The sequence below is a fragment of the Streptomyces sp. NPDC047971 genome, assembly GCF_040653355.1.
Lineage (GTDB): Bacteria > Actinomycetota > Actinomycetes > Streptomycetales > Streptomycetaceae > Streptomyces.
This window is the reverse complement of sequence record NZ_JBEZNW010000004.1, coordinates 40,948-52,235: the sequence shown is the minus strand read 5'-3', so window position 1 is coordinate 52,235 and position 11,288 is coordinate 40,948. Positions and strand designations below refer to the sequence as shown.

Here is an 11,288-nt window from a genome sequence, read left to right as displayed (position 1 = left end):
CTCAGGCCCCCGGCACTCCCGGTTCCCCCTCCGGGAGCCAGGAGTCCGCGGGGCGGTCCAGCCAGCCCTCCCGCCGGCCGATCTCGGCCGCGGCGGTCCGCAGCGCGTCCAGACCGGAGTGCCGCAGCCCCTTGCGCCACACCAGGCTCACCGGCGAGAGCGGTACGGGGTCGACGAGGGGTCGCAACACGCAGCCCGGCATCGGCGGGAAGTCGACGACCACGAGGACGGGCATGCGGAGTTTGGCCATGATGCGCTGGAACTCCTCCTTCCCCACCGCCATCGGCGCGGGCGGCGCGACGGCTATGCCGCGTCCCGCGAAGAGCCTGGCGGCCAGGTCGGTCCATTCCGGAGTCCGGTCGTTCCCGGCGCCCGCGTAGACGCTCTCGCCCTCCAGCGCCGCCAGCGGCACCGTCGCCCGCCCCGCGAGCCGGTGGTCGTCGGGCAGCACCACCGCCATGGGCTCGTAGCGGACGAACTGCGCGGCGAGCCGCCCGCGCGTGGACGCGTCGAGCCCGCCGTACCGTCCGAAGGAGACGTCGAGGCGCCCGGCGAGGATCTCGGCGGTGGCCCCGGTCAGCCCGCTCTCGTAGCGGGCCATCAGCTCCTGCTCCGGCGCGAGTTCGCGGGCCCGCGCCAGGACGCGGCCCTGGGCCGGGAGTCCGGTGCTGTTGAGGTCGACCAGCAGGGGCCTGGCGGCCGCCCGGAAGGCGTCGGCGAGTTCGTCGCAGGCGGCCAGCACCCGCCGGGCGTACGGCAGGAGCCGCAGACCGTCCGGGGTGAGCGTCACCTGACGGGTCGTCCGGACGAACAGGTCCGTGCCCAGCTCCCGTTCCAGCCGCCGGATGTCGCGGCTGAGGGCCTGCTGGGCGACGTACAGGCGGGCGGCGGCACGGGTGAAGTGCAGTTCGTCGGCGACGGCCGTGAAGGCGCGCAGCAGCCGGGGCTCGATGTCGTACGAAGTGGCCACCCGGCATTTAACAACACAGGCGCGTGAATGGCCACGGATCAGGTGTTGGACCGCGGCCGAGGGGTCCCCGGAGGCTAGTCCCATGCCGCACCACGACCTCATGCTCACCCCCGCCGGCCCGGCCCTCGCCCCGCGCTACCGCGAACCCCGCACCGGCGCCGCAGGCCCCTACCGGCGGCTCTTCGCCGCTCCCGGCGCCCGCGCCTTCACCGCCGGCAATCTGATCGCGCGGCTGCCCATGGGCATGTTCGGCGTCAGCGCGGTGATCATGATCGCGGGAGCGTACGGCTCGTACGCGCTCGCCGGCGCCGTGACGGCGACCGGGATGGCCGCCACCGCCGTCGTCGCCCCGTGGACCGCGCGGCTCGTCGACCGCCACGGGCAGGCCCGGGTCGCCGTCCCCGCCACGGCGCTGGCCGTGCTCGGCTCGCTGGCCCTGCTGCTGTGCGTGCACCACCGGGCGCCCGCCTGGACGCTGTTCGCCGCGTGCGCCGCGACGGCGACCTGCCCCAACACCGGGGGGATGTCCCGCGCCCGCTGGGCCCACCTGTACCGGGGCGACCCGGCGGCGCTGCACACGGCCAACTCCTTCGAACAGGCCGTCGACGAGCTGTGCTTCATGCTGGGCCCGGTCCTGGCCGCGTTCGTGTGCGCGGCGCTGTTCCCGGAGGCGGGCACACTGCTCGGCGCGGTCCTGCTGCTCACCGGCGTCCTCGTCTTCGCTGCCCAGCGCTCCACCGAACCCCCGGTCACGCCCCGCTCCGCCACCGCGCCCGGCTCCCTGCTGCGGGTGGCCGGAACGGTGCCGCTGCTCGGCGTCTTCCTGGCGACGGGCGCGGTCTTCGGCGCGATGGAGGTCGTGACGCTCGCGCACGTGGACGGGCCGCTCGCCGGCCCGGTCCTGGCCCTGCAGGCCGCGGGCTCCTGCGCGGCCGGTCTGGTCTACGGCCGCACCGGCCGCGCGGTCCGGCTGCGCACCTGCCTCGTGGCGATGACCTGCCTGATGGCGCTGCCCTTCCTCGGCGCCTCGACCGGCTCGCTGCTCGCCCTCGCGGCCGGTCTGCTGGTGGCGGGCATGGCGACCGCCCCGACGCTGGTCACCGGGATGGCCCTCGTCCAGCGTCTGACTCCGCGGGGCCGGCTCAACGAGGGCATGACGCTCGCCGTGACCGCCCTCCTCGCGGGCATCGCGGTCGGCTCGGCCACCGGCGGCTGGACGGCCGAGAACGCCCCGTCGACGGCGTACGCCTTCCTGGTCCCGGTGGCCGCGGCCGCGCTGGCCCTCCTGCGGGAGGCGACCCGCACCGCCCGGGAGACGGCGCCGCGGCCGCGCCGGGAATGACAGAGGCCCGGCGGTCGTCGTGACGACCGCCGGGCCTGTGCCCACATGGGATGAGTGGAGATGGCGGGAATCGAACCCGCGTCCAACGGTGCAGAACCAGGGCTTCTCCGTGTGCAGTCCGCTATGAGTTTCTCAGCCCCGGAGATCACGCGGACAAGTCTCCGACGGGCTCAGTCACTGTTTGATTTCCCTCAGGCCCCCGTGACCGGGGCTAGAGGTTTAGATCCCTTGATGACGCCAGGATCCGGGTCGGGACCATCCCCGGGCTGACGCTCCTCACAGAGGCTTCTGCTCGTTACCTAAAATTAGGCAGCGAGGGCGAAGCGGGAGTTATCGCTCTTGGAGTTGGCGATTATTGGTTGCGACATATGGTTTACGAGATCATTGCCGCTTCCTCGACACGCTTCCCCTGCTTCGACATCCGCTGTCGAAACCGATCATCCCCATGTTGATTTTTCAATGCGCGCACCCGCTGTGAGGTGCAGGCCCCATGGTACGTGACGACCGCGCACGGTTGCCAGCGTATTAAGGGGAGGCGACGGCGGCGCTAGACGGCAGCGGCCCGCTGACGACGCTTCGCCGCCGCGATCGCCCGGTTCGTCTCGCGCGTGTCCTGCTGCTCCCGCAGGGTCTGCCGCTTGTCGTACTCCTTCTTGCCCTTGGCGAGCGCGATCTCGACCTTGACGCGGCCCTTCAGGAAGTACAGGGCGAGGGGCACGATCGTGTGACCCGTCTCCTGCGACTTCGCCTCCAGCTTGTCGATCTCGGCGCGGTGCAGGAGCAGCTTGCGCTTCCGCTTCGCCGAGTGGTTGGTCCAGCTGCCCTGCATGTACTCGGGCACATGGATGTTGTGCAGCCACGCCTCGTGCCCGTCGATCTGCACGAAGCCGTCGACCAGCGACGCGCGGCCCATGCGGAGCGACTTCACCTCGGTGCCCATGAGCACCACACCGCACTCGTAGGTGTCGATGATGTGGTAGTCGTGGCGCGCCTTCTTGTTCTGCGCGATGATCTTGCGCTCAGGACCCTTCTCCGGGTCCTTCTTCTTGGCAGGCTTGCCCTGCACGTTCACGAGTCCCTTTGCCATAGTGCGGCCATTTTCGCACTACGAGCCCCCTCCGAGGCCACTCAATACCGTCCTGGCCCGTTCCTCGGCCCGCTTGCCGGTGGCATCGCCGACGATCAGGTCGGGGGTGATGCCCCTGCCGTCGACGCCGTGCCCGGCGGGGGTGCGGTAGTGGCCCACGGTGAGCTCGGCGACCGAGCCGTCGGGCAGCGCGCTCGGCATCTGCACCGAGCCCTTGCCGAAGGTCCTCGCGCCGACGGTGATCGCCCTGCCACGGTCCTGCAGGGCGCCGGTGAGGAGCTCGGCGGCGCTCATGGTGCCGCCGTCGACCAGGGCGACCACGGGCCGGTGGGTGTCGCCGCCGCTCTGCGCGTACAGCGCACGCTGCTCGCCGTCGACGTCGTACGTCGCGACCAGGCCGCCGTCGAGGAAGGCGGAGGCGGCGACGGCGGCCTCGGAGACCAGACCGCCCGCGTTGCCGCGCAGGTCGAGCAGGACGCCGGCGCCGGTCGGGGCGTCCCGCACCGCGTCCCGCACCCGCTCGCCCGCGCCCTTGCTGAAGGCGGTCACCTTGATCAGCACGACGCCGTCGTCGAGGCGGCGTACGGTGACGTCCTCGGTGGCCAGCCTGGCCCGGCGCAGGGTCTCGGTCCAGGCGGAGCCGTCGCGTTCGACGCGGACGGCGACCGCGGAGCCGGAGACGCCGGCGCCCCGCAGCAGGGCCACGACCTCGGAGACGGAGAGGGCGCCGACACCGCGCCCGTCGACGGCGACGAGACGGTCTCCGGCGCGCAGCCCCGCCTTCGCGGCGGGTCCACCGGTCTGGACGCGGGAGATCTCGATACGGCCCTGCGCCGCCTTCCGCGCGGAGATGCCGACTCCGGTGTACGAGCCGTCCAGCGCCTGCTCGAACTCCTCGAACTCGTCCCGGTCGTACACCGCGCCCCAGCGGTCACCGCTGCGGCTGACGAACTCCTCGGCGGCCTTCTTGCCCGACTTGCCGTCCGCCATGGCATCGGCGGCGGCGCGGGCGAGGGCGGCCCGGTCGACGGTGTCGCGCGGCGGGGCGGACTGCTCGCGCTTCACCGAGGCGGTCTCCTGCCGGGGCAGCACCCCGGTGGCCGCGGCGGTGGCGAGGACCCCGGTGAAGACCAACGTCAAAGCGGCCCCACGGAGGACGCCGCGGGGCCGGAGACAGAGGTCGGGTCGGGACCCGGGGCCCACCGGCATGGCGCCCACTCTAGGACAAGCGAAAGGCGCCGTACGGTCGTTGACCGCACGGCGCCCGGGGCACTCAAGGGGCTCTTCTCACACCTTGAGGTACTTGCGCAGCGCCACGAATGCAGCCAGGGACGGCATGAGCAGGCCGATCACGAGGACGAGCGGGAGCACCGACAGGACGGCGTCCCAGCCGATGAAGTTGACGAGCTGCATCTTCTCGGCGAGCGCGATGCCGTGGTCGATCAGGAAGTACCGGCCGACCAGCAGCATGATGCAGGCGACCACTCCGCCGAGGAGGCCGGCGAAGGCCGCCTCCATGATGAACGGCATCTGGATGTAGAAGCTGGAGGCACCGACCAGCCGCATGATGCCGGTCTCACGCCGCCGGCTGAAGGCGGAGACGCGCACCGTGTTGACGATCAGCATCAGCGCGATGATCAGCATCAGCGCCATGACGCCGAGCGCGGCGACGTTCATGCCGTTCATCAGGTCGAAGAGGTTCTGCAGGATGCCGCGTTGGTCCTGGACGGACTCCACGCCGTCCCGCCCCGCGAAGGCCGTGGCGACGACCTTGTACTTCTCCGGGTCGTCCAGCTTGACCCGGAACGACTCCTGCATCTGGTCGGGCGTGATGACCGACGCGATGGCGGTGTCGCTGTACTGCTCCTTGTAGTGCTTGTAGGCGTCATCAGTGGACTCGTGGATGACCTTCTCCACAATGTCCATCTTCTTCAGATCGGCCTCGATCTGTTCCTTCTGCTCGCTGGTCACCGCGCCCTTGGCGCACTTGGGAGAGGTGGCCGCGTCGTTCTTGTTGCAGAGGAAGATGGAGACGTTGACCTTGTCGTACCAGTAGTCCTTCATCGTGCTGACCTGCTCGCGCATGAGCAGCGCACCGCCGAACAGGGCGAGCGAGAGGGCCACGGAGACGATGACGGCGAAGGTCATCGTGAGATTGCGCCGGAGACCGACGCCGATCTCGGAGAGCACGAACTGAGCGCGCATGGTGATCTGTCCCCTACCTGCTCAGTGCTGGTATCCGTAGACGCCGCGTGCCTGGTCGCGGACGAGACGGCCCTTCTCGAGCTCGATGACGCGCTTGCGCATCTGGTCGACGATGTTCTGGTCGTGGGTCGCCATGACGACGGTGGTCCCTGTCCTGTTGATGCGGTCGAGCAGCTTCATGATGCCGACGGAGGTCTGCGGGTCGAGGTTTCCGGTGGGCTCGTCGGCGATCAGCAGCATGGGCCGGTTGACGAAGGCCCGGGCGATGGCGACGCGCTGCTGCTCACCACCGGAGAGCTCGCCGGGCATCCGGTCCTCCTTGCCGCCGAGGCCGACGAGGTCGAGGACCTGGGGCACGGCCTTGCGGATCTCTCCGCGCGGCTTGCCGATGACCTCCTGGGCGAAGGCGACGTTCTCGGCGACGGTCTTGTTGGGCAGCAGCCGGAAGTCCTGGAAGACGGTTCCGAGCTGGCGCCGCATCTGGGGCACCTTCCAGTTGGACAGCCGGGCGAGGTCCTTGCCGAGGACGTGCACCTGGCCATGGCTGCAGCGCTCCTCGCGCAGGATCAGCCGGAGGAAAGTCGACTTACCGGAGCCGGAGGAACCGACGAGGAAGACGAACTCCCCCTTCTCGATCTCCAGGGATACATCCCGGAGCGCGGGGCGGTTCTGCTTCGGATAGGACTTGGAGACGTTGTCGAATCGGATCACGGATGCACCACGGTCGGCCGGGAGTAGGTGTGCGCGACCTTACGCGACAGGCGATGGCCTGCGCAGTCGCGGTCCCGGCTTGCGTGGTTTATCCTTTTCGCCCTTCGGGGCGGAAGCGATGCGTTCCGGGTGTAATCCGGCGGGGCGCGCCGAAAAGCCGTGGAGCTGGCACAGTGGTAGGAGGAACGCTCGGGTGCCGTCGAGCGTTGTGCTGGGTGTGGACCCCGCGTGGACCGCTGTGCGGGAGGAGGAGAGCGCATGACCTACGACCGACTGGTGTGCGCCAACTGCGCGGCACCCGTCGCAGAGGGCCGCTGCCCCGTCTGTCGCGCCAATCGGGAGCGTCTGGGCCCGTCGGCGGGCCTGACCCCTGCGATGGTGCTGACATTGGTGATCGCCCTGGTGGCGATGGTGGCGCTGCTCGCGGCGCTGCAGACCGCGTAGCACTTCCGCATACGAGCCGGACACGAGAGAGGGCCGGGGGTACTCCCCCGGCCCTCTCCGTCATGTCTGTGGCCTCACGGCCTCAGCGATCCGCTCAGACGGCGGCGCGCCCGCCGCCGACCAGACGCGGCAGCATCCGGAAGCCGATGCCACCGGCGATCATGGTGGCCGCGCCGATGATCAGGAACGAGGTCTCGGCGGCGCCGGTCTCGGCCAGCTCCTCCTTGGCCTTGCCCTGCTCGACGGGCTGCGAGCCGGCGTTGTTGGTGTCGGGGTTGTTCTCGACACACTCGGCGCCGTCGAGGTCCACGGTGCAGGTGTTGCCGCCACCGTTGGTGGAGGAACCACCGTCGGCGGAGCCACCGGTCGCGGTGGAACCGCCGGTGGTCTGGTTGCCGCCGGTGTTGCCACCGGTCGTCGGGTTGCCGCCCGTGGTCTCGTTGCCGCCGGTGGTCTCGTTGCCACCCGTGGTCGGGTTGCCACCGGTCGTCTCGTTGCCACCGGTGGTCGGGTTGCCGCCGGTGGTCTCGTTGCCACCCGTGGTCGGGTTGCCACCGGTCGTCTCGTTACCGCCGGTGGTCTCGTTGCCACCCGTGGTCTCGTTACCGCCGGTGGTCTCGTTGCCACCGGTCGTCTCGTTACCGCCGGTGGTCTCGTTGCCACCCGTGGTCTCGTTACCGCCGGTGGTCTCGTTGCCACCCGTGGTCTCGTTACCGCCGGTGGTCTCGTTGCCACCCGTGGTCTCGTTGCCACCGGTCGTCTCGTTACCGCCGGTGTTGCCCTCGGTCGTACCTTCGGTCGACCCGACGGTCGTGTTGCCGGTGGTGTCGTTGACGCCGACCGCAACCTCGACGGTGCCGTCGTTGACCTCGGCGCCGAAGGACACGCCCACGGCCGATGCGGCACCCGCCGCAGTGAGCGACGCGCCGGCGGCGATCACCGCGCCGGCCGCTATGCGCGCTACGCGGATCCGCGTCTTCTTCGTCATCTGGCTGCTACCCCCAGTAGCTCATCTCGTCATTGGAGCAGCGCTCGGGGGCCTCGGGCAGCGGGAGTTGGCGTTGCACTCAACCGGCCCCCGTTCACACACGCCCCAGAGATACGCATGCCACCGGCCACCCTCCCGAGTTTCCGCATACGCGTCAAGGACGTTGCGCGTGCGATGCCCGAAAGATCACCAGTTGCCCGCCATGCGGGGATGCAACTGTGACGTAAACGCTGAACTTCAGGCCCGGCCACGCCAGTTCCCTTGTCGACAAAGCGGCCTGCTCGGACCCGTTCCGCTTGCGCAAGCGAACACCTGGGGCCGCTTCGTGGCGTATCGAGGCGCTACGTCCGGGCTGACGGCCGGTCACGCTCCGCCGGGCCGCGACGATATCGGACCTCGGGTACGGACACCCCGTCGTAGTCGTCCTCCTGGACCGCACCGTCGGCGGTGTAGCCCGCCCGCTCGTAGAAGCGGCGCGCCCCGGTGTTGTCGGCGAGGACCCACAGCACCACCGGCGCGAGGCCGACGGCATCGGCGTGGGCGTGCGCGGCGTCGAGCAGGGTGCCGCCGATGCCGGACCCGGTGAGCGACGGCTGGACGTACAGGGCGTGGAGCTCGCCCGTGTCCGGACCTGTTCCGGTGTCGTCCGAGCGCCCGAGACAGGCCCAGCCGACGACCCGTCCGCCGGTGTCGACCGCCACGAGGTCGGCCGTGAGCTCGTTCGCCTCCTCGAAGTACCGCCGGCGCCGCCGGACGTCCGCCTCCACCGTCATGGCGTCCAGGAAGGACCTCGGCAGGATGCCTTCGTACGCGGCCTTCCAGCCGCTCACCCGTATCGCCGAGACCGCCGGGACGTCGTCCGCGGTCATGGCTCGCACTTTCACCATCCCGGCACCCTACGGAAACCCTCGACGCGAACGCGGGGAAGGGCGGGTCGGGTTCTGCCGACCGGTCGCACGACGACACGGCGCCGGGCCCGCACGCGTGGTGCGACGGGCCCGGCGCCGTGGAGTCGTGAGGCGATCGGCCGGCTTACTTCTCCTGCTGCTTCCGCCAGCGGATGCCCGCCTCGAGGAAGCCGTCGATCTCGCCGTCCAGGACCGACTGCGGGTTGCCGACCTCGAAGTCCGTCCGGAGGTCCTTGACCATCTGGTACGGGTGGAGGACGTACGAACGCATCTGGTTGCCCCAGGAGCTGCCGCCGTCGCCCTTCAGGGCGTCCATCTTGGCGCGCTCCTCCTGGCGCTGGCGCTCCAGGAGCTTGGCCTGGAGGACGTTCATGGCGCTCGCCTTGTTCTGGATCTGGGAGCGCTCGTTCTGGCAGGAGACCACGATGCCGGTCGGGATGTGCGTGATGCGCACCGCCGAGTCGGTCGTGTTGACGCCCTGGCCGCCCGGGCCGGACGCGCGGTAGACGTCCACGCGCAGCTCGGACTCGTCGATCTCGACGTGGTCGGACTGCTCGACGACCGGGAGGATCTCGACGCCCGCGAACGAGGTCTGGCGGCGGCCCTGGTTGTCGAAGGGCGAGATGCGGACCAGACGGTGCGTGCCCTGCTCGACCGAGAGCGTGCCGTAGGCGTACGGAGCCTTGACCACGAAGGTGGTCGACTTGATGCCGGCCTCTTCCGCGTACGAGGTCTCGTAGACCTCCGTGCCGTAGCCGTGGCGCTCGGCCCAGCGCAGGTACATGCGCTGGAGCTGCTCGGCGAAGTCGGCGGCGTCGACGCCGCCCGCCTCGGCGCGGATGTTGACCAGCGCCTCGCGCTCGTCGTACTCGCCGGAGAGCAGCGTGCGGACTTCCATCTCGTCCAGGGCCTTGCGGACGGCGACGAGCTCCGTCTCGGCCTCGGCGCGGGTGTCCGGGTCGTCCATCTCCTCGGCGAGCTCGAAGAGCACCCCGAGGTCGTCGATCCGGCCGCGCAGGGCCTCGGCCTTGCGGACCTCGGCCTGGAGGTGCGAAAGCTTGCTGGTGATCTTCTGCGCCGCCTCCGGGTCGTCCCACAGGGACGGGGCCGCGGCCTGCTCTTCGAGCACGGCGATGTCGGCCCTCAGCTTCTCGAGGTCCAGGACGGCCTCGATCGACCCCATGGTCGAGGAGAGGGACTTCAGCTCTTCGGATACATCCACGACTGCCACGCGTCCAGCGTAACGGCTCGTGGCAAGCGACCGGACCCGCCCGCCCGCGCTCTAAGGCTGTGTGGACGTCTTGGAGTCCTGCGGCGGTGCGTCGGAGTCCTCCGCGGTCGCCAGGTAGCCGCCGGCCCCCACGGCGCCCAGGAGCACGACCGCCGCGATCGAGAGGGTGATGCGGCGCTTGCGGACCGCCTCGGCCTTGTGGCGGGCCGAGCCGGGTCTCCTGGCGCCGGCGGAGCGGGGGGCCCGGGCGGTGCCCAGGGGGCCGCCGGCCAGCTCGTCGGGGGCGGGGACGCGCATGGAGGTGTGGGTGTCCCGGTTGGAGTCCGGCGAGGCGCCGGGGACCAGCGGCACGGCGGCGCGGCGCGGGGCACCGTCGCCGGAAGCCGTGCCGGAGTGGGCGCCCAGGCCGGAACGGGTCGTGGAGGACTCGTCCTCGTACCCCTCCGCCGTGTGCTCGGCGTCGTCGGGTTCGTCGACGTCCAGCGGCGGCAGCCCGGCGAGGAGGGGCAGGCACTCCCGGAGCCGGCTGGCCAGCTCGGAGGCGCGCAGCCGCGAGGCGGGGGCCTTGGCCAGGCACTGGACGATCAGCTGCCAGAGCTCCTCGGGGATGCCGGGCAGCGGGACGACCGTCTCGGTGACGTGGCGGCGCAGGACGGCGCCCGGGTGGCCGCCGCCGAAGGGGGTGAACCCGGCCAGGAGCTCGTACAGGACGGTCGCGAGGGCGTAGATGTCGACGGCGGCTCGCGGCGGAAGGCCCTCGACGATCTCGGGGGCCAGGTAGTCCGGCGTGCCGATGATCCGGGTCGCCTTGGTGCGGCCCGGGGTGTCGATGAGCTTGGCGACGCCGAAGTCGGTGAGGAGCGCGGGGTGGGCTCCGCCGGGGCCGAGCGGGCCCTCCATGTCGAGCAGGATGTTCTCCGGCTTGACGTCCCGGTGGACGACTCCGGCGGCGTGCGCGGCGGCGAGCCCGTCGGCGACGTCGGCGATGATCGCGACGGCCGCCTCGGGGGCCAGCCTGCGCTCCCGGTCGAGCCGGGTGCGCAGGTCGGTGCCGCGGACCAGATCCATGACGAGCGCGAGGTCGTTGCCGTCGACGACGAGGTCGCGGACGGCCACCACCCGGGGGTGGTCGAGACCGAGCAGGGCGGTGCGCTCCTGGACGAAGCGTCCGACGAGCTCCTGGTCCGAGGCCAGGTCCTCGCGCAGCAGCTTGATGGCGACGGGGCCCTCGGGGCCCTCGCCGAGCCACACCGTGCCGGCGCTGCCCCGACCGAGGATCTGGTGGGCGGTGTAGCGGCTGCCGATTTTCCGTGCCAAGACTGCTCCCTCAGCGGCTGGCGGTCGCGAATAAGTTACGCGTCCACAGCCGCTGGTCGTCACTTCCGAGGGGAAATCACCCCTC

General features: G+C 70.8%; 11 protein-coding genes and 1 other RNA gene. 2 read left to right on the top strand and 10 right to left on the bottom strand.

The annotated features are described in order from the left end of the window. Position 1: 1 nt before the first annotated feature. Positions 2-970: a LysR family transcriptional regulator gene (locus AB0D99_RS05710; protein ID WP_362357294.1), complete on the bottom strand. Its 969-nt coding sequence runs from the start codon at positions 968-970 to the stop codon at positions 2-4. 82 nt (positions 971-1,052) lie between these two features. Between AB0D99_RS05710 and AB0D99_RS05705 the strand changes: the two genes are divergently transcribed. Continuing rightward, the gene (locus AB0D99_RS05705; protein ID WP_362357292.1) at positions 1,053-2,312 is read left to right on the top strand and encodes an MFS transporter; all 1,260 of its coding nucleotides are present in this window, start codon (positions 1,053-1,055) and stop codon (positions 2,310-2,312) included. A 52-nt stretch (positions 2,313-2,364) separates the two neighbouring features. Here the strand turns inward: AB0D99_RS05705 and ssrA are convergent. The 5 genes from ssrA to ftsE all read right to left on the bottom strand — a co-directional run bounded on the left by ssrA (position 2,365) and on the right by ftsE (position 6,315). Then, positions 2,365-2,757: a transfer-messenger RNA gene (gene ssrA / locus AB0D99_RS05700) on the bottom strand. Positions 2,758-2,859: 102 nt separating this feature from the next. Next, positions 2,860-3,399, bottom strand: a complete 540-nt coding sequence (gene smpB / locus AB0D99_RS05695) for an SsrA-binding protein SmpB (RefSeq protein ID WP_362357290.1) — start codon at positions 3,397-3,399, stop codon at positions 2,860-2,862. 18 nt (positions 3,400-3,417) lie between these two features. Beyond that, positions 3,418-4,608 carry a S41 family peptidase gene (locus tag AB0D99_RS05690; protein WP_362357288.1) on the bottom strand — a complete coding sequence of 397 codons (1,191 nt, stop codon included), beginning with the start codon at positions 4,606-4,608 and terminating at the stop codon, positions 3,418-3,420. A 78-nt stretch (positions 4,609-4,686) separates the two neighbouring features. Further along, the gene (gene ftsX, locus AB0D99_RS05685) at positions 4,687-5,604 is read right to left on the bottom strand and encodes a permease-like cell division protein FtsX (protein WP_362357286.1); all 918 of its coding nucleotides are present in this window, start codon (positions 5,602-5,604) and stop codon (positions 4,687-4,689) included. Positions 5,605-5,625: 21 nt separating this feature from the next. After that, positions 5,626-6,315, bottom strand: a complete 690-nt coding sequence (ftsE, locus tag AB0D99_RS05680) for a cell division ATP-binding protein FtsE (RefSeq protein WP_260229593.1) — start codon at positions 6,313-6,315, stop codon at positions 5,626-5,628. Between the two features lie 258 nt (positions 6,316-6,573). Here ftsE and AB0D99_RS05675 point away from each other — a divergent pair, with 258 nt between their 5' ends. Further along, positions 6,574-6,759: a hypothetical protein gene (locus AB0D99_RS05675; RefSeq protein ID WP_362357283.1), complete on the top strand. Its 186-nt coding sequence runs from the start codon at positions 6,574-6,576 to the stop codon at positions 6,757-6,759. A 94-nt stretch (positions 6,760-6,853) separates the two neighbouring features. Here the strand turns inward: AB0D99_RS05675 and AB0D99_RS05670 are convergent, their stop codons facing one another. The 4 genes from AB0D99_RS05670 to AB0D99_RS05655 form a co-directional block, all read right to left on the bottom strand. Further along, the gene (locus AB0D99_RS05670) at positions 6,854-7,747 is read right to left on the bottom strand and encodes a hypothetical protein (RefSeq protein WP_362357281.1); all 894 of its coding nucleotides are present in this window, start codon (positions 7,745-7,747) and stop codon (positions 6,854-6,856) included. 341 nt (positions 7,748-8,088) lie between these two features. Further along, positions 8,089-8,616: a GNAT family N-acetyltransferase gene (locus tag AB0D99_RS05665; protein WP_362357279.1), complete on the bottom strand. Its 528-nt coding sequence runs from the start codon at positions 8,614-8,616 to the stop codon at positions 8,089-8,091. 163 nt (positions 8,617-8,779) lie between these two features. Next, positions 8,780-9,886 carry a peptide chain release factor 2 gene (prfB, locus tag AB0D99_RS05660; RefSeq protein ID WP_362357276.1) on the bottom strand — a complete coding sequence of 369 codons (1,107 nt, stop codon included), beginning with the start codon at positions 9,884-9,886 and terminating at the stop codon, positions 8,780-8,782. Positions 9,887-9,937: 51 nt separating this feature from the next. After that, positions 9,938-11,203, bottom strand: a complete 1,266-nt coding sequence (locus AB0D99_RS05655; RefSeq protein ID WP_362357274.1) for a serine/threonine-protein kinase — start codon at positions 11,201-11,203, stop codon at positions 9,938-9,940. Positions 11,204-11,288 lie beyond the last annotated feature (85 nt).

Coding starts and splice junctions, on each gene's coding strand:
- AB0D99_RS05705 (WP_362357292.1), top strand. CDS start 1,053: ATGCCGCACCACGACCTCATGCTCACCCCCGCCGGCCCGGCCCTCGCC.
- smpB (WP_362357290.1), bottom strand. CDS start 3,399: ATGGCAAAGGGACTCGTGAACGTGCAGGGCAAGCCTGCCAAGAAGAAG.
- AB0D99_RS05690 (WP_362357288.1), bottom strand. CDS start 4,608: ATGCCGGTGGGCCCCGGGTCCCGACCCGACCTCTGTCTCCGGCCCCGC.
- ftsX (WP_362357286.1), bottom strand. CDS start 5,604: ATGCGCGCTCAGTTCGTGCTCTCCGAGATCGGCGTCGGTCTCCGGCGC.
- AB0D99_RS05675 (WP_362357283.1), top strand. CDS start 6,574: ATGACCTACGACCGACTGGTGTGCGCCAACTGCGCGGCACCCGTCGCA.
- AB0D99_RS05670 (WP_362357281.1), bottom strand. CDS start 7,747: ATGACGAAGAAGACGCGGATCCGCGTAGCGCGCATAGCGGCCGGCGCG.
- AB0D99_RS05665 (WP_362357279.1), bottom strand. CDS start 8,616: ATGACCGCGGACGACGTCCCGGCGGTCTCGGCGATACGGGTGAGCGGC.